This window comes from Nocardioides panaciterrulae (assembly GCF_013409645.1).
In the GTDB taxonomy this organism is placed as follows: Bacteria; Actinomycetota; Actinomycetes; order Propionibacteriales; family Nocardioidaceae; genus Nocardioides; species Nocardioides panaciterrulae.
On the sequence record NZ_JACCBG010000001.1, the window covers coordinates 753736 to 775569 of the forward strand.

The window sequence follows — 21834 nt, forward strand, 5'->3', positions numbered from 1 at the left end:
ACGGGGCAGGCCGGTCCGGGGGGCCCTGGCTGATGCTGGCCGTCGCCACGCTCGGGTTCGCCCTCAACTTCTGGGCCTGGGCCCTGATCAGCCCGCTCGGACCGCTGTTCCGCGAGCAGGGCACCCTCGGGAGCCTGAGCGAGTCCGACGTCGCCCTGATGGTCGCCGTCCCGGTGATCGTCGGGTCGCTGGGCCGGATCGTCGTCGGGGCGCTCACCGACCGGCTCGGCGGCCGGGTGATGTTCCCGCTGGTCTCGGCGGCCACGATCGTGCCGATCCTGTTCCTGGCGTTCTTCGCGCTGGACTCCTACACGCTGATCCTGGTCGGCGGCTTCTTCCTCGGCATCGCCGGCACCTCGTTCGCGGTCGGCGTGCCGTTCGTGAACGCGTGGTTCCCGCCCGAGCGGCGCGGCCTCGCGGTCGGCATCTTCGGCGCCGGCATGGGCGGGACCGCCATCAGCGCGCTCACCACCGTGAAGCTCTACACCAACGTCGGCGAGAAGGCGCCGTTCCTCCTCACCGCCGCGGCGCTCGCGATCTACGCGGTGGTCGCCTGGGTGGTGCTGCGCGACGCGCCGGGCCGCACCCCGCCCACCACCTCGCTCGTCCAGCGGGTGGTCGCCAACGCCCGGCTGCCGATCTCCTGGCAGGCCTGCCTGCTCTACGCCGTCGCCTTCGGCGGGTACGTCGCGTTCTCGGTCTACCTGCCCGCCTACCTCAAGACCGACTACGGGCTCACCCCCGCCGACGCCGCGAACCGGATGGCCGGCTTCGTCGTGGTCGCGGTGGTGATGCGCCCGGTCGGCGGCTGGCTCTCCGACCGCATCGGCCCGGTGCCGGTGCTCGCGGCCGGGTACGCCGTGGTCGTCGTCGGCGCCGGGGTGGCCGCGACCCACCCGATCCTCGAGCACGTCGGCACCGTCGCGTTCCTCGCGATGGCCGCCGCGCTCGGCTCGGGCAGCGGCGCGACGTTCGCGCTGATCGCCCGGGTCACCGAGCCCTCGCGGGTCGGTGGGGTGACCGGCCTGGTCGGCGCCGCCGGCGGCCTCGGCGGCTTCGTGCCGCCGCTGGTCATGGGCTACGTCTACGGCCGCACCGACTCCTACGCCATCGGCCTGTGGCTGCTCGCGGCCACGGCCGCGCTGACACTGCTGCTCACGCTGACCGTCGTGCGGCGCACCGAGCGCGAGCACGCCGCCGCGATCAGCGCTCGCTCGGCCTCCCCGGGCGGAGCACGGAGCGCGTGAGATGACCCAGCATGCTGACGAGCACGACCAGCCACACCGTGAGGGCCACCCACAGCTCCGCGCGGCCGACGGCGTGGACCACCGGCAGGTGGTCGGCCTCGCCGAGGTAGATCCCGGCCACGGCGTACATCCCCAGCGGGAAGACGATGCTCCACAGCGTCGGCTCGTAGCGCAGCGGGACGCGCCGGCTCACGTGTCGCCACCAGCCCGCCGCGACCAGGGCCGGGATCAGCCAGGTGGCGAACGCCCAGAACACCACGGCCAGCCCGGCGATCAGCCCACGCGTCGCGTCGACCATGGGGGCGTCGGCCATCTCGACGATGCGGGCGCCCGCCAGCACGGTGATCGACAGCGCGCCCATGGAGACCCAGTACGGCGGGGTCAGGTCCTCGGGGCCGAGCTCGTAGAGCATCAGCCGCAGGGCCACGCACACCCCCGTGGCGGCGTAGAGGAAGACGCCGACCGACCAGGAGACGACCGCCAGCAGGGCCAGCTCGCGCCGGCCCTGCGCCACGGCCGGCTCGAGGCTGGCCGCGGCCGCGGCGACCGACTCGCTGGCCACCACCCAGATGAACCAGGTGCCGTTGGCGGTGGCGAGCACCGGTCGCGGCTGCGGACCGAGCACGGCGGTCCACGGCACCACGTAGCCCAGGGCGAGCCAGCCCGCGACCGCGAGGGCCAGCAGCACCGCCGTGGCCCCCTGGTGCCCGGTCATGCCCAACCGCACCCCCAGCACGTCGGCGCCCGCGATCGTGGTGAAGAAGCCGAAGGCCCGGCGCGGGTCGAGGAGGTCCTCCACCATCGCGCGGCGGTAGGCCACGAGCCGCCAGGCGGTGAGCGCCACCAGCACCACGAACGCCACCACGCAGACCGCCAGCAGCAGCTCGGACAGCACCTCGACGCCCTCGAGGGCGGTGCCCACCGACAGGATCCCGGTCGCCATGACCAGCGCGAAGTAGCCCGGCGTGAGGCCCTCGACGGCACGGGCCAGGCGGTCACCGAGGGACTCCGGCACCACAGCAGGTTAACCATCCGACGAACAGTTCCGGCGGGCTTCGAGGGAAGCCGCCGCCCCACACGACGCGAGACCGGGAAGGTGGCTCAGTGAACGAGGTGCGAGCAGGCGAGAAGCGGGACCCGCAGGTGGGCCTGGACGGGGGCCTGGCCGAGGCGCTGGTCCGCAGCCGGCGCTACTTCACCCGCGGGGAGGTGTCCGAGGACCTGCGGACGCTGACCAAGCAGGGCGGGCGCGCCGCCGACGACTTCTACCGGGACCGGTGGAGCCACGACAAGGTGGTGCGCTCCACCCACGGGGTGAACTGCACCGGGTCGTGCTCGTGGAAGGTCTACGTCAAGGACGGGATCATCACCTGGGAGACCCAGCAGACCGACTACCCCTCGGTCGGGCCGGACTCCCCGGAGTACGAGCCCCGCGGCTGCCCCCGCGGCGCGGCGTTCTCCTGGTACACCTATAGCCCGACCCGGGTGCGCTACCCCTACGTCCGCGGCGTGCTGCTGCAGATGTTCCGCGAGGCCAAGCGCCAGCACGACGGTGACCCGGTCCGCGCGTGGGAGCACATCGTCGAGAACCCGCTGCGCGCGAAGGCCTACAAGTCCGCGCGCGGCAAGGGCGGGCTGGTCCGCGCCACCTGGGAGGAGGCCGTCGAGATCGTCGCGGCCGCGCACGTGCACACGATCAAGAAGTACGGCCCCGACCGGGTCGCCGGCTTCTCGCCGATCCCCGCGATGTCGATGGTCTCCCACGCCTCGGGCGCGCGGTTCGTCAACCTCATCGGCGGCTCGATGCTGAGCTTCTACGACTGGTACGCCGACCTGCCGGTCGCCTCCCCGCAGGTCTTCGGCGACCAGACCGACGTCCCGGAGTCCGGCGACTGGTGGAACGCCGGCTACCTGATCATGTGGGGCTCGAACCTGCCGGTCACCCGCACGCCCGACGCGCACTGGATGACCGAGGCCCGCTACCGCGGCCAGAAGGTGATCGCGGTGGCCCCCGACTACGCCGACAACGTGAAGTTCGCCGACGAGTGGTTGGCGGCCAAGCCGGGCACCGACGCCGCGCTGGCGATGGCGATGGGCCACGTCGTGCTCAAGGAGTTCTTCGTCGACCGGACCACGCCGTACTTCTCCGACTACGTCAAGCGCCACACCGACCTGCCCTACCTGGTGAAGCTCGACGAGGTCCCGACCGGCGCGGCGAGCGGGAGCGGCGGATCGGCCGGGAGCGACAGGGTCTTCACGGCGGGCAAGTTCCTGACCGCCGCGGACCTCCCGGCGCACGAGCACGACGAGAACGCCGCGTTCAAGACGGTCCTGATCGACGCGCGCACCGACCAGCCCACGGTCCCCAACGGGTCCCTCGGGCACCGCTTCGGCGACACCGGGGCCGGGCGCTGGAACCTCGACCTGGGGGAGGTCGACCCCAAGCTGTCGCTGATCGACACCTCGGCCGACTCGGTGCTGGTGCGGCTGCCGCGCTTCGACACCCCCGACGGCGCCGCGGCCGACCTGCCCCGCGGCGTGCCGGTGCGGCGGGTCGGCGGCCACCTGGTGACGACGGTCTTCGACCTGCTGCTCGCCCAGTACGGCGTCGGCCGCACCATGGGCGGGCCGAGCCTGCCGGGGGAGTGGGCCACCTCGTACGACGACCCCGAGTCGCCGTACACGCCCGCCTGGCAGGAGTCGATCACCGGCGTGCCGGCCGCGGCGGCCGCCCGGATCGGCCGCGAGTTCGCGCAGAACGCCGAGGACTCGCACGGCCGGTCGATGATCGTGATGGGCGCGGGCACCAACCACTGGTTCCACTCCGACACGATCTACCGGGCGTTCCTGACGCTGACCACGCTGACCGGCTGCCAGGGCGTCAACGGGGGCGGCTGGGCGCACTACGTCGGCCAGGAGAAGGTGCGGCCGCTCACCGGCTACACCCAGGTGGCCAACGCGCTGGACTGGAACCGGCCGCCGCGCAACATGATCCAGACCGCCTACTGGTATCTCCACACCAACCAGTTCCGCTACGACCAGTTCGGCGCGGACACGCTCTCGGCCACCACGGGCAGCGGCCAGCTCGCCGGCAAGTCCACCGCCGACGTGATCGCGCAGAGCGCCCGGATGGGCTGGATGCCGTCGTACCCCACCTTCAACCGCAACCCGCTCACGCTGAGCGACGACGCGGCCGCGGCCGGCAAGCCGGCCGGCGAGTACGTCGTGGAGCAGCTCCGGTCGGGCGAGCTCGACTTCGCCGGCGAGGACCCGGACGCCCCCGAGAACTTTCCGCGGATCCTGTCGATCTGGCGGGCGAACCTGCTCGGCTCCTCGGGCAAGGGCAACGAGTACTTCCTCAAGCACCTGCTCGGGGCGGACTCCTCGCTGCGGGCGACCGAGACGCCGCCGGCCCAGCGCCCCGTCGACGTGACGTGGCGCGACCGGGCCCCCGAGGGGAAGCTCGACCTGCTGTTGACCCTGGACTTCCGCCAGACCAGCACCACGATCTTCTCCGACGTCGTGCTGCCCGCCGCCACCTGGTACGAGAAGCACGACCTCAACACCACCGACATGCACCCGTTCGTGCACTCCTTCAACCCGGCGATCGCGCCGCCGTGGCAGACCCGCACCGACTGGGACGCCTGGCAGACGATCGCGGCGAAGTTCAGCGAGCTCGCGGCCACCCACCTCGGGGTCCGCAAGGACGTGGTGGCGGTCCCGCTGATGCACGACACCCCGGACGCGATGGCCAACCCGCACGGCGTGGTCCGCGACTGGAAGAAGGGCGAGTGCGAGCCGGTCCCGGGCGTGACGATGCCGAGGATCGTCGAGGTCGAGCGCGACTTCGGCGCGATCGCCGAGAAGATGAACGCGCTCGGGCCGCTGATGGACACCCTGGGCGCGACCACGAAGGGCGTCACCTTCGAGCTCTCGGAGCAGGTCGAGTACCTGCGGCACAAGAACGGCGCCGTGCGCGGTGGCGTGGCCGACGGCCGGCCCTCGCTCCAGCGCGACGTGCACGTGTGCGAGACGATCCTGGCGCTGTCCGGCACCACCAACGGGCACCTGGCCACCCAGGGGTTCAAGACGCTCGAGAAGCGCACCGGGGTGAAGCTGGCCGACCTGGCCGAGGAGCACGAGGGCAAGCAGATCACCTTCACGGACACCCAGGGCCCCCCGGTGCCGGTGATCACCTCGCCGGAGTGGTCGGGCTCCGAGACCGGCGGGCGGCGCTACTCGCCGTTCACGATCAACGTGGAGCGCAAGAAGCCCTGGCACACGCTCACCGGGCGCATGCACTTCTACCTCGACCACGACTGGATGACCGAGCTCGGTGAGGGGCTGCCGGTCTACCGGCCGCCGCTGAACATGGCGGCGCTGTTCGCCGAGCCCGCGCTCGGCACGGTCTCCGACGGGTCCGGGGGCCCCGACGGCTCCGGCGGCTCGGCCGGCGTGGAGGGCCTGACGGTGCGCTACCTCACCCCGCACAACAAGTGGTCGATCCACTCGGAGTACCAGGACAACCTGTTCATGCTGTCGCTCTCGCGCGGCGGCCAGAACATCTGGATGAGCGACCGCGACGCCGCCAAGGTCGGGATCGAGGACAACGACTGGATCGAGGCGGTCAACCGCAACGGTGTCGTGGTCGCCCGGGCGATCGTCTCGCACCGGATGCCCGAGGGGACGGTGTACATGTACCACGCCCAGGACCGGCTGATCGACGTCCCGCTCGCGGAGACGTCGGGCAAGCGCGGCGGCATCCACAACTCGCTCACCCGCCTGCTGGTCAAGCCGTCGCACCTGATCGGCGGCTACGCCCAGCTGAGCTTCGCGTTCAACTACCTCGGTCCCACCGGCAACCAGCGCGACGAGGTCACGATCATCCGCAAGCGCTCCCAGGAGGTCCAGTACTGATGCGCGTCATGGCCCAGATGGCGATGGTGATGAACCTCGACAAGTGCATCGGCTGCCACACCTGCTCGGTGACCTGCAAGCAGGCGTGGACCAACCGCTCCGGCACCGAGTACGTCTGGTTCAACAACGTGGAGACGCGGCCCGGCCTCGGCTACCCGCGCACCTACGAGGACCAGGAGAAGTGGCGAGGGGGCTGGACGCTCAACAAGCGCGGCCGGCTCGCGCTCAAGGGCGGCGGCCGGTTCAAGAAGCTGCTGACGATCTTCTCCAACCCCAAGCTGCCCTCGATCGGCGAGTACTACGAGCCGTGGACCTACGACTACGCCACGCTCACCGAGGCGCCCGCCCAGGAGCACACCCCGGTCGCACGGCCCAAGTCGCTGATCTCCGGCAAGGACATGAAGATCGAGTGGTCGGCCAACTGGGACGACGACCTCGGCGGCTCGACCGCGAACACCAGCCGCGACCCGATGCTGAAGAAGATCGGCGACAAGGTGAAGTTCGAGTTCGAGCAGACGTTCATGTTCTACCTGCCGCGGATCTGCGAGCACTGCCTGAACCCCTCCTGCGCGGCGTCGTGCCCCAGCGGTGCGATCTACAAGCGCGCGGAGGACGGGATCGTGCTGGTCGACCAGGACAAGTGCCGGGGCTGGCGGATGTGCGTCTCGGGCTGCCCGTACAAGAAGGTCTACTTCAACCACCGCACCGGCAAGGCCGAGAAGTGCACGTTCTGCTTCCCGCGGATCGAGGTCGGGCTGCCGACGGTCTGCTCGGAGACGTGCGTGGGCCGGCTGCGCTACATCGGCCTGATGCTGTACGACGCCGACAAGGTGCTCGAGGCCGCGTCGACCACCGACGAGCACGGCCTGTACGAGGCGCAGCGCGAGGTGTTCCTCGACCCGCACGACCCGGCGGTCATCCGGGCGGCCGAGCACGCCGGGATCCCGCGGGACTGGGTGGACGCCGCGCAGCGCTCGCCGATCCACGCCCTGATCAACAAGTACAAGGTCGCGCTGCCGCTGCATCCGGAGTACCGCACGATGCCGATGGTCTGGTACATCCCGCCGCTGTCGCCGGTCGTCGACGTGGTGCGCGACACCGGTGAGGACGCCGAGGACCAGGGCAACCTGTTCGCCGCGATCGACGCGCTGCGGATCCCGATCGAGTACCTCGCCGAGCTGTTCACCGCCGGCGACGTGGCGCCGGTCGACGCCGTGCTCAAGAAGCTCGCCGCGATGCGCTCCTACATGCGCGACATCAACATGGGCCGCGACCCGGACGGCTCGATCCCGGCGGCGGTCGGGATGAGCGAGGAGGACATGTACGACATGTACCGGCTGCTCGCGATCGCCAAGTACGACGAGCGCTACGTCATCCCGCCGGCCCACGCCGAGCAGGCGCACTCACTCGAGGAGCTGGCCACCGAGTGCTCCCTGGACTACGAGGGCGGCCCCGGCATGGGCGGCTCGGGACCGTTCGGCGAGGGGTCCGGGGCGCCGACGCCGATCGCGGTCGAGAACTTCCAGATGCTCCAGGGCCGGCAGACCGCCGACACCGTCGCCGCGCCCGCGGGCAAGGCCTCGCGGGTCAACCTGCTGAACTGGGACGGCAAGGGCTCGCCGCCCGGGCTGTTCCCGCCCAAGCCCGAGCAGCACGAGGAGTCGGAGCAGTGAGCCGCAAGCCGCCGGCCCCGGCCCTCCCGGCCGAGCAGCTGCTGATCGCCTGGCAGTCGGCCTCGCTGCTGCTGGGCTACCCCGACGAGGAGCTGCTCGACCGGCTCGACCTGATCCGGCGCGCGTCGGAGCGGCTGCCGGCGCCGGTGGGTGGCCCCCTCCGCGCGACCGCCGACCGGCTGCGGTCCACCCCGCTGGGGGAGCTCCAGGCCGACTACGTCGAGACGTTCGACAACCGGCGCCGCTGCAACCTCTTCCTGACCTACTTCGCCCACGGGGACACCCGCAAGCGGGGGATGGCGCTGCTGAGGTTCAAGCAGACCTACCTTGGCTCGGGGTTCGTGCTCGACGACAGCGAGCTGCCCGACCACCTGTGCGTGGTGCTCGAGTACGCCGCGACCGTCGACCAGGACCTCGGCCGCCAGCTCATCCTCGACCACCGGGCGGGCCTGGAGCTGCTGCGGCTCTCGCTGCGGGACCGGGACTCGGTGTGGGGCCCGGCGGTCGACGCCGTGACCGCCACGCTGCCGCCGCTGCGCGGCGGCGAGCTGGACGCCGTACGCCGCCTCGCCGCCGAGGGTCCGCCCGAGGAGGAGGTGGGGCTCGCCCCGTTCGCCGCCCCGTCGTTCAGCCCGGACTCGGCGGCCGGCGCGGCGGCCGGCGCGTCGCCCGAGCAGACCCTGTTGCCCATGCCCTCGTTCCCGGGAGCCCGCTGATGAATGAGTTCCTGTTCGTGGTCGTCCCCTACATCTGCCTGACGACGTTCGTGGTCGGGCACCTGTGGCGCTACCGCTACGACAAGTTCGGCTGGACCACCCGCTCCTCCCAGCTCTACGAGAACCGGCTGCTGCGGATCGGTAGCCCGCTGTTCCACTTCGGCATCATCGGGGTCTTCTTCGGCCACGTGGTCGGCCTCGGCATCCCCGAGTCGTGGACCTCGGCCGTGGGGATCTCGGAAGGGCTCTACCACTTCCTGGCGGTCTCGGTCGGGGCGCTGGCGGGCCTCGCGACCGTCGTCGGCCTGGGCATCCTGATCTACCGGCGACGCACCGTCGGTCCGGTCTTCTCGGTCACGACCCGGATGGACAAGGTGATGTACGTCTTCCTGGCGGTGGTGATCCTGCTCGGGCTCTACAACACCGTGGCCGCCAACATCGCCGGTGACTACAACTACCGCGAGGGCGTCTCGATCTGGTTCCGCGGGATCTTCCGCTTCCAGCTGCACCCCGGGCTGATGGCCGACGCGCCGTGGAGCTTCCAGCTGCACGGGCTGGTCGCGATGGCGCTGTTCGCACTGTGGCCGTTCACCCGGCTGGTGCACGTGTTCAGCGCACCGCTGGGCTACCTGACCCGGCCCTACATCGTCTACCGCAGCCGGGACGTGCAGCTGGGCTCGCACCGGCCGCGGCGGGGCTGGGACCGGGTCGGCTGATGTGTGAGCACTGCGGCTGCCGCGGTGTCCCGCCGGTCGCGGAGCTGATGGACGAGCACCTCGCCCTCCTCGACGAGGCCCACCGGGTCCGCGCCGCCCTGGGCCGGGGGGACCGGGCCGCCGCGGTCCGCGAGCTCGGGCGGCTGCGCGCGCACCTCGAGCGCCACGTCCGGCGCGAGGAGCGGGGCATCTTCAGCGCGCTGCGCGCGGACGGCGAGTTCGTCGCCGAGGTCGACGCGCTCGAGGCCGAGCACCGTGGCTTCGACTCGGCGGCGGCCGCGCTGGACGGCGACGGCGACGGGGACGGCGACGCGTTCGAGCGTGCGGTGCTCACCCTGCTCGGCGACCTCGACGAGCACGTCGAGCGCGAGAACCTCGGGATCTTCCCGGTCTCGGTCGTCACGCTCGGGGCCGCCGGATGGGACCGGGTCGCCCGGGCCCACGAGGCGACGCCCACCTTCCTGACCCGCGAACCGTCCCCCTGACCGCCGCCTCCGGGTGCTGGGACTGCCCTTGATCGTCCCCCCGGCGCCTGTGTGAGGCTGGGGGCGTGGACGAGCAGACCCGCAGGGCCCGCTTCGAGGAGATCGCTCCGGCGCTGATCGAGCCGCTGCGACGGTTCCTGGCCCGTCGTACCGACGCCGCGACCGCCGAGGACGTCCTCGCCGAGACGCTGCTGGTGTGCTGGCGGCGGGTGGCGGAGCTGCCGGAGCGGCCGCTGCCCTGGGCGTACGCCGTCGCCCGCAACTGCCTGGCCAACGCCGAGCGGGGCGCCCGCCGGCAGCAGCGGCTGGCCGCCCGGATCGCCGTGGTCGACCCGCCCGCCGCGGTCCAGCCCGGCCCCGGGGAGCGGGACGGCGCCGGCCGCGACGCCGAGGTCGTCGAGGCGCTGGGCCGGCTCCGGGAGCAGGACGCGGAGCTGCTGCGGCTGTGGGCCTGGGAGCAGCTGGGGGCCGCGGAGATCGCCACGGTCCTCGACCTCACCCCGAACGCCGCCGGCATCCGGCTGCACCGCGCGCGGCAGCGGCTGCGCGAGGAGCTGCGAAAGAGCGACCTGCCTGCCGGACATGACGGGGTACAGGAGGGGAGGGCGCCATGACCGACGACGACGGCCGGCACGACGACCGGCACGACGACCGGCACGACGACGGCCGGCACGACGACGGGGGTGACGCCGCGCTGCGGGGCCGCCTGCGGGCCGCCGACCCCGCGCTCTCCCTGCCACCCGCCGACCCGGGCCGCGTGGCCCGACTCCTGGAGGAGACCATGGACACCGACCGCAGCCCCGCGGCCCCCGCCACCGCCGAGGAGCCGCCGACCCGCGAGACCGGCACCCGCGGCCGCAACCCGCTGACCTGGCTGGTCGCCGCGGCGGCGGTGCTGCTGATCGCGGGCGCGGCGGTCTTCGGACTCGTCGGCCGAGACCACACGACCACCACCACCACCACTGGGCACCCTCCGGTCGCCGGCGGCCCGGGCGCCGGGACAGGCAGCACCGGGACGACCGGGACCGTCACCGAGCTGAACGCGCCCGCCGCCTCGGCGTACCACGCGCGCTGCATGGTGCCGACGGCCGCAGCGCTGGCGCAGCAGACCCTGGCCTTCGACGGCACGGTCCGCAGCATCACCGACCACGTGGTCACGCTGGTCCCCACCCACTTCTACGCCGGCGACGCCACCGACGTGGTCGAGGTCGCGGCGCCGCACGGGAGCCTGGATCCGCTGCTGACCGCCATACGGTTCCAGCAGGGCCAGCGCTACCTGGTCTCAGCGAGCAACGGGACCGTCACGATCTGCGGGTTCAGCGCACCCTGGTCGCGCGGTCTCGCGACCCTCTACACCCGCGCGTTCGAGGGCAAGTGATGCTCGCCGGGCTGCTGCTGGCCGCCGGCGCCGGCCGCCGGATGGGACGGCCGAAGGCACTGGTCCGCGACGAGGCGGGTGAGCCCTGGCTGGTCCGGGGTGTCGAGGTGCTCCGCGAGGGGGGCTGCGACGCGGTCACCGTGGTGCTCGGCGCCGCCGCGGACGAGGCGGCCGCGCTGCTGGAGGGACAGGAGGTGGCGGTCACCGTCGCCGAGGACTGGGCCGAGGGGATGGGGGCCTCGCTGCGGGCGGGCCTGGCCGCGCTCGGCCCCGAGGTCGACGCGGTCCTGGTGTCGCTGGTCGACCTGACCGACCTCTCCGCCGCGGTGGTCGCCCGGGTGGTCCGGGGCGACGTCGACGACCGCAGCCTGCGGCGCGCCGGCTACCACGGCGTCCCCGGCCACCCCGTGCTCCTCGGCCGCGGCCACTGGCCCGGGGTCACCGCCTCGGCGACCGGGGACAAGGGCGCGCGCGACTACCTCGCCGGCGAGTCGGTCACGCTCGTCGAGTGCGGCGACCTCGCGACCGGGGAGGACCGGGACACCCCCTGACCGGTCCGGTGGTGGTCGAACGTTCGTCCACCAACCGGGGGTCCTCCGCCCTCGACTCCACCGGCCGGCCCGCGGCCCGCCTCCTCCAACCGCCGGTCGACCACCTCGGCCGGAGCACCTGCCCGGCCTCGCCATCCGGAAGCCAACCTGATGCCAACACCCGGCGAAGTAGCCTCGACCCATGGAGCTGGAGAGCACCCGGGACGTGGCGGCCCGTCTGCAGGAGACGGGCTACCTGTGCGACGAGGCGCTGGCGACCGTCACCTACCTCGCCCTGCGGATGCAGCGGCCGCTCCTGCTCGAGGGCGAGCCCGGCACCGGCAAGACCGCGCTGGCCGAGGCCCTCGCCGAGAGCCTGGACCTGCCACTGATCCGGCTGCAGTGCTACGAGGGGATCGACGCCACCCAGGCGCTCTACGACTGGGACTTCCCCCGGCAGATCCTGCACCTGCGCGCCCTCGAGGCGGCCGGCCGCGGCGACGTGGAGGTCGAGGAGGCCGAGAAGAGCCTCTACGACGCCCGCTTCCTGCTCGCCCGCCCCGTGCTCCGCGCGCTGCAGGACAGCCCCGCGGTGCTGCTCGTCGACGAGGTCGACCGTGCCGACGACGAGTTCGAGGCGTTCCTGCTGGAGGTGCTCTCGACCTACCAGGTCACCATCCCCGAGCTCGGCACCGTCAAGGCGGCCACCCCGCCGCTGGTCGTGCTGACCTCCAACCGCACCCGCGAGCTGCACGACGCGCTCAAGCGCCGCTGCCTCTACCACTGGATCGACCACCCCGGCCTCGAGCGCGAGGTCGAGATCGTCCGCTCCCGCGCGCCCGAGGTGTCCGAGGCGCTCGGCCGCCAGGTGGTCACCCTGGTCCAGCAGCTGCGCGACCGGCACGACCTGCAGAAGCCGCCCGGCGTCGCCGAGACCCTCGACTGGGCGCGGGCGCTGCACCACCTCGGCACCACCGAGCTCGACCTCGCCACCGCCTCGGTGACGCTCGGCGCGCTGGTGAAGTACCGCGAGGACGCCGACCGGGTCCGGCAGGCGCTGGACCAGATGCTGAGGGCGTGATGGCCCCGGCCGACCAGCTGCTCCGCGGCGCCGACGAGGTGCTGCTCGGGTTCACCCGCGCGCTCCGGGCGGCCGGCGTGGGCGTGACCCAGGACCGCGCCCACGGGTTCCTCTCCGCGGTCGCGCTGCTCGGCCTCGACGACCAGCGCGCGACCTACCTGGCCGGCCGCGCCACCCTGTGCGCCGGCCCCGACGACCTCGAGCGCTACGACCAGGTCTTCGAGGCCTGGTTCAACGCCCGCGACGGCCTGCCCCGCAGCCGGCCGGCCCAGCCGGGGGCGCCGACCTTCTCCGAGCTGCCCGCCACCGACGGCGGCGCCGGCGACGGCGAGGCCTCCGACGAGGTGGTCCGCGCCATGGCCAGCGACACCGAGGTGCTCCGGCACCGTGACGTGGCCGGGATGTCCCCGGCGGAGCGGGCCCGGCTGGCCGGCATGTTCGCCACGATCCGGCCGCGGCCGCCGCGGCGGCGTACCGCCCGGCACCAGGCCTGGCACCGCGGCGAGGTCGACGCGTCCCGCACCCTGCGCGGCAGCCTGCGCCGGATGGGCGAGCCCGGCGACATCGCCTGGCGGCGGCGCGGCACCCGGCCGCGGCGCGTGGTGCTGCTCGTCGACGTCTCCGGCTCGATGAGCGGGTACGCCGACCCGCTGCTGCGGCTGGCCCACCGGTTCACCCAGGTCGGCCGCGAGACCGGCGGGGTGGTCGAGACGTTCACCGTCGGCACCCGGCTGACCCACCTGACCCGAGCGCTGCGGCTGCGCGACCCCGAGCGGGCCCTGGTGGCCGCGGGGGAGACCGTTCCGGACTGGTCCGGCGGCACCCGGCTCGGGGAGACGCTGCGGTTCTTCCTGGACCGGTGGGGCCAGCGCGGCCTGGCCCGCGGCGCGGTGGTGGTGGTCTTCAGCGACGGCTGGGAGCGCGGCGACCCGTCGCTGCTGGCCGAGCAGATGGAGCGGCTGCGGCGGATCGCCCACCGGGTGATCTGGGTGAACCCGCACCGTGGCAAGGCCGGCTACGAGCCGGTGCAGCAGGGCGTGCTCGCGGCGCTGCCCCACTGCGACGAGTTCATCGCCGGCCACTCGCTGGCGACGTACGCCGAGCTGGCGGAGGTGGTCTCCCGTGCGTGATGTCCTTCCCGAGCTGATGACCTGGTGGCGGGCCGGCGAGACCGTCGGCGTCGGCACCGTCGTCGCGACCTTCCGCTCCGCGCCCCGCCCGGCCGGCGCCTCGATGCTGGTCGGCCCCGACGAGTCGGCCGTCGGCTCGGTCTCCGGCGGGTGCGTCGAGGGCGCGGTCTACGAGCTGGCCCAGTCGGTGGTGGCGTCCGGCACCCCGGTGCTGGAGCGGTACGGCGTCTCCGACGACGACGCGTTCGCGGTCGGGCTGACCTGCGGGGGCATCCTCGACGTCTACGTCGAGCGGGTCGACCGCCAGTCGTTCCCGGAGCTCGGCGAGATCGCCGACGACATCGAGGCCGGTCGCCCCGTCGCGCTGGCCACCGTCATCGAGCACCCCGACCCCTCCCGGCTGGGCCGCCGGATGGTCGTGCGACCCGACACCGACGCGCTCGGATCGCTCGGCTCGGACCGCGCCGACGCCGCGGTCCACGACGACGTGCTCGGGCTGCTCGCCGCCGGCCACAACGCCACCCTGACCTACGGGCCCGACGGCGAGCGCCGCGGCGAGGGGATGCGGGTGTTCGTGTGGGCGTTCGCGCCCAAGCCCCGGATGCTGGTCTTCGGTGCGATCGACTTCGCCGCCGCGGTCGCCCGGGTGGGCAGCTTCCTCGGCTACCACGTGACGGTGTGCGACGCCCGGCCGGTGTTCGCCACGAACAGCCGGTTCCCCGAAGCCGACGAGGTCGTCGTGGACTGGCCGCACCGCTACCTCGCCGCCGAGCGGGACGCCGGCCGGATCGACCAGCGCACGGTCCTGGCGGTGCTCACCCACGACCCGAAGTTCGACGTACCCCTGCTCGAGGTCGCCTTGCGACTGCCCGAGGTCGCCTACGTCGGGGCGATGGGCTCGCGCCGCACCCACGACGACCGGCTGGCGCGGCTGCGCGAGGCCGGCTTCACCGACGCCGAGCTCGAGCGGCTCTCCTCGCCGATCGGCCTGGACCTCGGCGCGCGCACCCCGGAGGAGACCGCGATCAGCATCGCCGCCGAGATCATCGCCGGCCGCTGGGGCGGCTCCGGTGAGCGGCTCGCCACCACCGACGGCAGGATCCACCGGGAGCAGACCCGCTCCCCGGGCCCGGACGCGGACACGGACACAGACCCGGACGCGTACCCGGGGCGGTCGCCCGCCGCCGCGTCGACCTGAGACTGCGGACGATGGCGAGCCGGCCGGGCCGCCGCTAGGTTGGCCCGACCCGACCGAGGAGGACACATGCACGGCACATCCCTGACCGAGCTCATCGAGGAGCGGCTGGCCGAGGCCCGTGACCACCACAGCGGCCGGAGCGCCTCCACCGTGCACGGCGGGCACGAGCACAGCCTGCGGCAGACCCTGATCGCGCTCGCCGAGGGTCACGTGCTGGGCGAGCACGAGAGCCCGCGGGAGGCGACCCTGCAGGTGCTGCGGGGCCGGGTGCGGGTCGCCACCGCCGGCGACACGTGGGAGGGGGAGGCGTCGGACTTCCTGGTGATCCCGCCCGAGCGGCACGACCTGTCCGCGCTCACCGACTGCGCCGTGCTGCTCACGGTCGCCCTCCACCCCGGGGCCTGAGCCCGCCGCGACCCGGGCCGTTCCCCGGCCGGTGTTACGTTGACGGCACACGTCGAGCCCGGGGGTCCGCCATGCCGCGCAGCGAGCTGCACGAGCGCAGGGTCGCCGCCGTGCGCGCCTGGACCAGCTTCGTCGAGCGCGGGGACGGTGCCGAGCACGTCGTACGCCCCGAGATCCTGAGCAGCTGGGCGCGCTCGGAGGCCGCGATCCCTCCGGACGTGACCATGGCCCCGCTGGCCGACGAGACCGAGACCGCCGCGTTCTGGCGCGACTCGCCGCTGCAGACCGCGGTCCAGCGGGTCGAGGCCGAGCTGCGGCGCACCGCCGAGGACGGCGACCTCGTCGTCGCGGTGACCGACCCCGACACCCGGATCCTGTGGACCTACGGCGGCCGGGTGATGCGCCGCAAGGCCGAGACCGTGAACTTCGTGCCCGGCGGCCGGTGGGACGACCAGAGCGTCGGCACCAACGCCCTCGACCTGGCCAACCGGCTCGCCACCCCCGCGATGGTCTTCAGCGCCGAGCACTACGCCTCGATCGTGCACAACTGGGTCTGCTGGGCCGCGCCCGTGCACGACCCGGTGAGCGGCGCCAAGCTCGGCGTCATCGACCTCTCCACCACCTGGGACCGCACCCACCCGATCGGGCTGGCCACCGCCCGGGTGCTGGCCCGGCTGATCGAGACCGCGCTCCCGCGCACCGCCCGGGCCGGCGTGGACCCGTCGGAGGAGCAGGACGAGCCCGGGCTGTGGCTGCGCCTGCTCGGCACCGTCGAGGTCCGCTTCGACGGGCAGCGGCTGCTGCTGAACCGCCGCCAGACCGAGGTGCTGGCGCTGCTCGCGATGCACCCCGAGGGCCTCTCGCTGGAGCACCTGCACGCGCTGGTCTACGGCGACCAGGCGGTCACGCTGTCCACGCTCAAGGCCGAGGTGAGCCACCTGCGCGCCGCGCTCGGTGGCCAGCTCGCCTCGCGGCCCTACCGGCTGACGATGCCGGTCACCACCGACGTCGACCAGGTGCTCGGCCTGCTGCGCGCCGGCCAGGTCGCCGCCGCGGTCGAGGCGTACGGCGGGGACCTGCTGCCCGGCACCAACTCCCCGGCGCTCGTGGAGCTCGCCGAGTACGTCGCGGTCGCGGTCCGCGAGGCGCTGCTGGCCGACCCGCAGCCCGACGCGGTGGTCCGCTACAGCGAGCGGGCGCCGTACGACTCCGAGGTGCTCGAGGTGTGCCTGGACCAGCTGGCCGGGCGCCCGCACCCCGCCGTACCCCTCCTCAAGGGCCGGCTCGCCGTCGCCCGCACCTGACGCCCGCGTCCCCCGCGAGTCGGCGCAGGTTGACGCCCACACCACCTCGAGTCGGCGCAGGTTGACGCGGAAGCGCGTCAACGAGCGCCGAGTCGGCGGTTCGGGGGCGTCAACGAGCGCCGACTCGGCGGTCAGACGCCGGCCGCGGTGACGATCGCGTCGGTGAGGAAGCCGGCGACCAGGCCGACCAGGATGCCGTAGGCGAGCAGGTCGCTGCGCCGGGCCCGGGCGGCGACGCCGATCAGCTGGGTGATGACGTAGATCAGCGACCCGGCGGCCAGGGTCAGGAACGCGACGCTGAGCGGCTCGCTGGTGAAGGTGTGCCCGATCAGGGTGCCGACGAAGGTCGGGCCACCGGCGATCGCGCCGAGGGTGAGCAGGAACGCCCAGGACGGCGTCCGCGGCACCCCGTCGCCGTCCACGTCCGCGGCCAGGGGGGCGACGATGCCGAACCCCTCGGTGGCGTTGTGCAGCCCGAACCCGATCACCAGCATCAGCGCCAGCGCGATCTCGTTGCTGGCCGCGGACTGGCCGATGGCCAGGCCCTCGGCGAAGTTGTGCAGGCCGATGCCGACCGCGATCATCAGCGAGAGCCGCCGCGCGGCCGACCAGGACGCGAGCCCGCGGGGCGGCTGCACCTCGCCCATGGTCATCGCGCCGGGACCCTGCGGCCGGGCCGGGGCGCCCGCGGGGCGGGCGGCGACCTGGCGTCCCATCCAGCGCTCGTACCAGACCAGCGCGAGCAGCCCGACCGCCAGCCCGCCGACGAAGATCAGCCCGTAGCCGGCCGCGGTGCCGAGGCCGCCGTTGCCGTCGTGCACGGAGCCGAGCGCCGCGTCGATCGGCTCCCAGGCCGCGGAGAGCACGTCCCAGACCAGGAACAGCAGCACGCCGACGGCGGTGGCGTTGAGGAACAGCCGCAGCGAGGCCGCAGGCCGGCGGATCCGCCCGACCGGCAGGCCGAGCACGATGGTCGCGCCGGCGATGAGGCCGAGGACGAGCGTCGAGGACAGGCTCACGGATACTCCGATCGGGGGTGAGAGCGCCGTACCCCTCGAGATTAGGTTCCCCTAAGTTCCCGGGCAAGTCGGCGCACACGTCCGAAGGTCAGCCCGGGCACGCACCCGCGCCGGAGAGAAGGGACCTTCGCCCCAACCTTTCCCCAACCGGACGGTCCTACCGTGAGCGGCGTCACAGCACCACCCCGACCCCAGGAGAGTCGTCCATGACCCGGATCAGTCTCACCGTCGACGGAGCGTCGGTCTCCGACGACGTCGAACCCCGCATGCTGCTGGTGCACTACCTGCGAGAGAAGCTCGGCAAGACCGGGACCGTGATCGGCTGCGACACCAGCAACTGCGGCGCCTGCACCGTCCACCTCAACGGCACCAGCGTGAAGTCGTGCAACGTGCTCGCCGTGCAGGCCGACGGGGCCGAGGTGACCACGATCGAGGGGCTGGCCCGCGACGGCGAGCTGCACCCGGTCCAGGAGGCCTTCCGGGAGTGCCACGGCCTGCAGTGCGGCTTCTGCACCCCGGGGATGATCATGCAGAGCGTCGCGCTGCTGCAGGAGAACCCGAAGCCGTCCGAGGAGGAGATCCGGCTCGGGCTCGAGGGCAACCTGTGCCGCTGCACCGGCTACCACAACATCGTCCGGGCCGTGCAGCACGCCTCCGGCCAGGCCGAGACCGCCGGGGCCACGTCGTGACCGCCGTACAGGAGCGCCCCGGCGCCGAGATCGGCCGGGACCGGCGGCGCAAGGAGGACCAGCGCCTGATCACCGGCCGGACCCGCTGGACCGACAACCTGCAGCTGCCGGGCATGCTGCACCTGGCGATGATCCGCAGCCCGTTCGCGCACGCCACCATCGCCTCGATCGACAAGAGCGAGGCCGAGAAGGCCACCAACGTGGTCGCGGTGTTCACCGCCGCCGACCTCGGCGAGTCGCTGGGCGCGTGCATCAACGCCTGGGCGATCACCACCGACCAGGTCACCCCGGCGCACCCGCCGATGCCCGCGGACCGGGTGACCTTCGCCGGCGAGATCGTCGCGGTGGTCGTGGCCCGCAGCGCGGCGGAGGCGCGCGACGCCGCCGAGCTCGTCGACGTGGAGTACGACGAGCTGCCGGCCGCGCTCGACCTCAAGGAGGCCGCCGAGGCCACGCCCGAGAACGGGGGCGCCCTGGCCCACCCCGACCTCGGCACCAACAAGTCGGCGCTGTGGACGTTCGACTCGGCCGAGGCCGGCACCGGCGGGAACGTCGACGAGGCGATCGAGAAGGCCCGCACCGACGGCATCCTGATCGAGCGGGAGTACCGCCAGCAGCGGCTGATCCCGGCGTTCATGGAGCCCCGCTCGGTGGTCGTCGACCCCACCGGGGAGCAGATCACGATGTGGTCGGCCACCCAGATCCCGCACATCCTGCGGTTCGCGCTCGCGGCCACGACCGGCGTGCCGGAGTCGAAGATCCGGGTGATCGCCCCCGACGTGGGCGGCGGGTTCGGGGGCAAGCTGCAGCAGACGCCGGAGGAGATGATCGCGTTCGCGGTGGCCCGCCGGCTCGGCAAGCCGGTGAAGTACACCGAGACCCGCTCGGAGTCGCTGATGAGCGGCCACCACGGCCGCGACCAGTGGCAGAGGCTGACCCTGGCCGCGACCAAGGACGGCACGGTCACCGGCCTCAAGGTCGACCTGCTGGCCGACCTCGGCTCCTACGTCGCGATCGTCGGCGGTGGGGTGCCGGTGCTCGGCGCGTTCATGTTCAACGCGATCTACAAGTTCCCCGCCTACCGGTTCAACTGCCAGACGGTCCTGACCAACAAGACCTGGACCGACGCCTACCGCGGCGCCGGGCGCCCGGAGGCGACGTACGCCATCGAGCGGCTGATGAACGAGCTCGCCGCCGAGGTGGGCGTCGACCCGCTGGCGGTCCGGGAGAAGAACTGGATCAAGCACGAGGAGTTCCCGTTCACCACGGTCGCCGGCCTGGAGTACGACTCCGGCAACTACGAGGCGGCCACCGCGAAGGCCCGGGAGCTCTTCGGGTACGACGAGCTGCGGGCCGAGCAGCGGCGCCGGCGGGAGTCCGGTGACCCGGTCCAGCTCGGTATCGGGGTCTCGACGTTCACCGAGATGTGCGGGCTGGCGCCCTCGCGGGTGCTCGGCCAGCTCAACTACGGCGCGGGCGGCTGGGAACACGCCGAGGTGCGGATGCTGCCCACCGGCAAGGTCGAGGTCGTCACCGGCGCCTCCGCCCACGGGCAGGGCCACGAGACGGCGTTCAGCCAGATCGTGGCCGACCGGCTCGGGGTGGCGTTCGAGGACGTGGAGATCCTGCACGGCGACACGCAGATCTCCCACAAGGGCCTGGACACCTACGGGTCCCGCTCGCTGGTCGTCGGCGGTGAGGCGCTGGTCAAGGCCGTCGACAAGGTGATCGAGAAGGCCAAGCCGATCGCCGCGCACCTGCTGGAGGCCTCGGTCGACGACCTGGAGTTCACCGGCGGCCGGTTCTCGGTCCGGGGCACCGACCAGGGGATGGCGATCGGGGAGATCGCCACCGCGGCGTTCGCGGCCCACAACCTGCCCGACGGGGTCGAGCCGAGCATCGACTCGGAGGCGACCTACGACCCGGTGAACTTCAACTATCCGCACGGCACCCACCTGTGCGCGATGGAGGTGGACACGGAGACCGGCGCCCTGAAGATGCGCAAGTACGTCTGCGTCGACGACATCGGCAACATCATCAACCCGCTGATCGTCGCCGGGCAGGTCCACGGCGGGCTGGTCCAGGGCATCGCCCAGGCGCTGTGGGAGGAGGCGGTGTACGACGAGTCCGGGACGCTGGTCTCCGGGTCGTTCGTCGACTACCTGCTGCCCACCGCCGCCGACACGATCAGCTTCGACGTCGACCACACCACCTCGCCGTCGACGACCAACACCCTCGGCACCAAGGGCGTCGGCGAGGCGGGCACGATCGCCTCGACCCCGGCCGTGGTGAACGCGGTGGTGGACGCGGTGCGCCACCTCGGCGTCAACGACATCCAGATGCCCTGCACGCCCGAACGGGTGTGGAAGGCGATCAACGGCGCCCACGGTGGTGGGCACGCCGACACCGAGGGTGCCGCCGCACCCCACTTCGACGCCTCGACGGGCATGGAGGGCACCGTGGACCGCACGACCGGAGGAGCGGACGCATGATCCCCGCACAGTTCGACTACATCGCGCCGACCTCGGTCGAGGAAGCGCTCGCCGCGCTGGCCGAGCACGGCGACGACGCCAAGATCCTGGCCGGCGGGCAGAGCCTGCTGCCGGTGCTGCGGATGCGGCTGAACGCGCCCGAGGTGGTCATCGACCTCGGCCGGATCGACGCCCTGCGCGGGATCCGCGACGAGGGCGACGCGATCGTGATCGGCGCGATGACCCAGCACGCGGTGGTCGGCTCCGACCCGCTGGTGGCCGAGCACGCCGCGCTGATCAGCCGGGCCGTCGAGCACCTCGCCGACGCCCAGATCCGGCACCGGGGCACCTTCGGCGGCGCGCTCGCGCACGCCGACCCGGCCGGCGACCTGGGTGCCCCGACGCTGGCGCTCGGCGCGCAGTTCGTGATCGCCGGCAGCGGCGGCACCCGCACGGTGGCGGCCGACGACTTCTTCGTCGACCTCTTCGAGACCGCGATCGGCGAGGACGAGATCCTCACCGAGGTCCGGATCCCGAAGCACACCGGCTGGGGCGCGCACTACGAGAAGTTCGTGCGGGTGGCGCACCAGTGGCCGATCGTCGCGGTCGCGGCCGCGGTCCGGGTCGAGGGCGGCGTGATCGCCGAGGCCCGGGTCGGCCTGACCAACATGGGCTCCACGCCGCTGCGGGCCCGTGCGGTCGAGCAGGCGCTGGCCGGCCAGCCCGCCACGGACGACGCCGTACGAGCCGCCGCCGCCCGCGCCGCCGAGGGCGCCAACCCGCCCTCGGACCTCAACGGCGACGCCGACTACCGTCGGCACCTGGCAACCGTCCTGACCCGTCGCGCGGTCCTCGCGGCCGCAGGAGGCTGAGCC

General features: G+C 73.1%; 19 protein-coding genes. 17 read left to right on the forward strand and 2 right to left on the reverse strand.

The window, feature by feature from the left end:
• Window positions 1-32 precede the first annotated feature (32 nt).
• Window positions 33-1247, forward strand: coding sequence for an MFS transporter (locus BJZ21_RS03550; RefSeq protein WP_246298444.1), 1215 nt, complete (start codon window positions 33-35; stop codon window positions 1245-1247).
• Here BJZ21_RS03550 and BJZ21_RS03555 read toward each other — a convergent pair.
• A complete protein-coding gene (locus tag BJZ21_RS03555) occupies window positions 1204-2262 on the reverse strand; it encodes a tellurite resistance/C4-dicarboxylate transporter family protein (protein WP_343051939.1) in 1059 nt (352 codons plus the stop codon). The genes BJZ21_RS03550 and BJZ21_RS03555 overlap by 44 nt on opposite strands.
• 98 nt (window positions 2263-2360) lie before the next feature.
• On the opposite strand from BJZ21_RS03555, the gene BJZ21_RS03560 reads away from it, so the two are divergent.
• The 13 genes from BJZ21_RS03560 (at window position 2361) to BJZ21_RS03620 (ending at window position 16780) form a co-directional block, all read left to right on the forward strand.
• A complete protein-coding gene (locus BJZ21_RS03560) occupies window positions 2361-6164 on the forward strand; it encodes a nitrate reductase subunit alpha (protein WP_179665491.1) in 3804 nt (1267 codons plus the stop codon).
• Window positions 6164-7837: a nitrate reductase subunit beta gene (gene narH, locus BJZ21_RS03565; RefSeq protein WP_179662493.1), complete on the forward strand. Its 1674-nt coding sequence runs from the start codon at window positions 6164-6166 to the stop codon at window positions 7835-7837. The genes BJZ21_RS03560 and narH overlap by 1 nt, the downstream gene beginning before the upstream one ends.
• Window positions 7834-8553 carry a nitrate reductase molybdenum cofactor assembly chaperone gene (gene narJ, locus BJZ21_RS03570; RefSeq protein WP_179662494.1) on the forward strand — a complete coding sequence of 240 codons (720 nt, stop codon included), beginning with the start codon at window positions 7834-7836 and terminating at the stop codon, window positions 8551-8553. The genes narH and narJ overlap by 4 nt, the downstream gene beginning before the upstream one ends.
• A complete protein-coding gene (gene narI / locus BJZ21_RS03575; protein ID WP_179662495.1) occupies window positions 8553-9269 on the forward strand; it encodes a respiratory nitrate reductase subunit gamma in 717 nt (238 codons plus the stop codon). Before narJ ends, narI begins: the two co-directional genes overlap by 1 nt.
• Window positions 9269-9754 (forward strand): hemerythrin domain-containing protein, encoded by a 486-nt coding sequence (locus BJZ21_RS03580; protein WP_179662496.1) that lies wholly within the window; start codon window positions 9269-9271, stop codon window positions 9752-9754. The genes narI and BJZ21_RS03580 overlap by 1 nt, the downstream gene beginning before the upstream one ends.
• Window positions 9755-9819: 65 nt before the next feature.
• Window positions 9820-10368 carry a sigma-70 family RNA polymerase sigma factor gene (locus BJZ21_RS03585; RefSeq protein ID WP_179662497.1) on the forward strand — a complete coding sequence of 183 codons (549 nt, stop codon included), beginning with the start codon at window positions 9820-9822 and terminating at the stop codon, window positions 10366-10368.
• On the forward strand, window positions 10365-11132 hold the full coding sequence (locus tag BJZ21_RS03590; RefSeq protein WP_179662498.1) for a hypothetical protein: 768 nt from the start codon (window positions 10365-10367) through the stop codon (window positions 11130-11132). The genes BJZ21_RS03585 and BJZ21_RS03590 overlap by 4 nt, the downstream gene beginning before the upstream one ends.
• The gene (locus BJZ21_RS03595) at window positions 11132-11683 is read left to right on the forward strand and encodes a nucleotidyltransferase family protein (protein ID WP_179662499.1); all 552 of its coding nucleotides are present in this window, start codon (window positions 11132-11134) and stop codon (window positions 11681-11683) included. The genes BJZ21_RS03590 and BJZ21_RS03595 overlap by 1 nt, the downstream gene beginning before the upstream one ends.
• Window positions 11684-11864: 181 nt before the next feature.
• Entirely contained in the window at window positions 11865-12743 is an 879-nt protein-coding gene (locus BJZ21_RS03600) for an AAA family ATPase (protein WP_179662500.1), read from the forward strand.
• Window positions 12743-13873 (forward strand): vWA domain-containing protein, encoded by a 1131-nt coding sequence (locus BJZ21_RS03605; RefSeq protein WP_179665492.1) that lies wholly within the window; start codon window positions 12743-12745, stop codon window positions 13871-13873. Before BJZ21_RS03600 ends, BJZ21_RS03605 begins: the two co-directional genes overlap by 1 nt.
• Window positions 13866-15071 carry an XdhC family protein gene (locus tag BJZ21_RS03610; RefSeq protein WP_179662501.1) on the forward strand — a complete coding sequence of 402 codons (1206 nt, stop codon included), beginning with the start codon at window positions 13866-13868 and terminating at the stop codon, window positions 15069-15071. The genes BJZ21_RS03605 and BJZ21_RS03610 overlap by 8 nt, the downstream gene beginning before the upstream one ends.
• Before the next feature lie 66 nt (window positions 15072-15137).
• The gene (locus tag BJZ21_RS03615; protein WP_179662502.1) at window positions 15138-15476 is read left to right on the forward strand and encodes a cupin domain-containing protein; all 339 of its coding nucleotides are present in this window, start codon (window positions 15138-15140) and stop codon (window positions 15474-15476) included.
• Between the two features lie 71 nt (window positions 15477-15547).
• Complete coding sequence (locus tag BJZ21_RS03620) at window positions 15548-16780, forward strand: sigma-54-dependent transcriptional regulator family protein (protein WP_179662503.1); 1233 nt, start codon at window positions 15548-15550, stop codon at window positions 16778-16780.
• Between the two features lie 131 nt (window positions 16781-16911).
• On the opposite strand, the gene BJZ21_RS03625 is transcribed toward BJZ21_RS03620, so the two are convergent.
• On the reverse strand, window positions 16912-17799 hold the full coding sequence (locus BJZ21_RS03625; protein ID WP_179662504.1) for a ZIP family metal transporter: 888 nt from the start codon (window positions 17797-17799) through the stop codon (window positions 16912-16914).
• 206 nt (window positions 17800-18005) lie between these two features.
• Here BJZ21_RS03625 and BJZ21_RS03630 point away from each other — a divergent pair, with 206 nt between their 5' ends.
• Genes BJZ21_RS03630 through BJZ21_RS03640 form a run of 3 tightly spaced genes read left to right on the forward strand, consistent with a single transcriptional unit; the run spans window position 18006 to window position 21831 of the window.
• The gene (locus BJZ21_RS03630; protein WP_179662505.1) at window positions 18006-18488 is read left to right on the forward strand and encodes a (2Fe-2S)-binding protein; all 483 of its coding nucleotides are present in this window, start codon (window positions 18006-18008) and stop codon (window positions 18486-18488) included.
• Entirely contained in the window at window positions 18485-20980 is a 2496-nt protein-coding gene (locus BJZ21_RS03635) for a molybdopterin cofactor-binding domain-containing protein (RefSeq protein ID WP_179662506.1), read from the forward strand. Before BJZ21_RS03630 ends, BJZ21_RS03635 begins: the two co-directional genes overlap by 4 nt.
• Entirely contained in the window at window positions 20977-21831 is an 855-nt protein-coding gene (locus tag BJZ21_RS03640; RefSeq protein WP_179662507.1) for an FAD binding domain-containing protein, read from the forward strand. The genes BJZ21_RS03635 and BJZ21_RS03640 overlap by 4 nt, the downstream gene beginning before the upstream one ends.
• Window positions 21832-21834 lie beyond the last annotated feature (3 nt).

Bases quoted from the DNA above. Each gene is read 5' to 3' on its own strand.
- BJZ21_RS03550 (WP_246298444.1), top strand. From the start codon at position 33: ATGCTGGCCGTCGCCACGCTCGGGTTCGCCCTCAACTTCTGGGCCTGG.
- narH (WP_179662493.1), top strand. From the start codon at position 6,164: ATGCGCGTCATGGCCCAGATGGCGATGGTGATGAACCTCGACAAGTGC.
- narI (WP_179662495.1), top strand. From the start codon at position 8,553: ATGAATGAGTTCCTGTTCGTGGTCGTCCCCTACATCTGCCTGACGACG.
- BJZ21_RS03580 (WP_179662496.1), top strand. From the start codon at position 9,269: ATGTGTGAGCACTGCGGCTGCCGCGGTGTCCCGCCGGTCGCGGAGCTG.
- BJZ21_RS03590 (WP_179662498.1), top strand. From the start codon at position 10,365: ATGACCGACGACGACGGCCGGCACGACGACCGGCACGACGACCGGCAC.
- BJZ21_RS03595 (WP_179662499.1), top strand. From the start codon at position 11,132: ATGCTCGCCGGGCTGCTGCTGGCCGCCGGCGCCGGCCGCCGGATGGGA.
- BJZ21_RS03600 (WP_179662500.1), top strand. From the start codon at position 11,865: ATGGAGCTGGAGAGCACCCGGGACGTGGCGGCCCGTCTGCAGGAGACG.
- BJZ21_RS03605 (WP_179665492.1), top strand. From the start codon at position 12,743: ATGGCCCCGGCCGACCAGCTGCTCCGCGGCGCCGACGAGGTGCTGCTC.
- BJZ21_RS03615 (WP_179662502.1), top strand. From the start codon at position 15,138: ATGCACGGCACATCCCTGACCGAGCTCATCGAGGAGCGGCTGGCCGAG.
- BJZ21_RS03620 (WP_179662503.1), top strand. From the start codon at position 15,548: ATGCCGCGCAGCGAGCTGCACGAGCGCAGGGTCGCCGCCGTGCGCGCC.
- BJZ21_RS03630 (WP_179662505.1), top strand. From the start codon at position 18,006: ATGACCCGGATCAGTCTCACCGTCGACGGAGCGTCGGTCTCCGACGAC.
- BJZ21_RS03640 (WP_179662507.1), top strand. From the start codon at position 20,977: ATGATCCCCGCACAGTTCGACTACATCGCGCCGACCTCGGTCGAGGAA.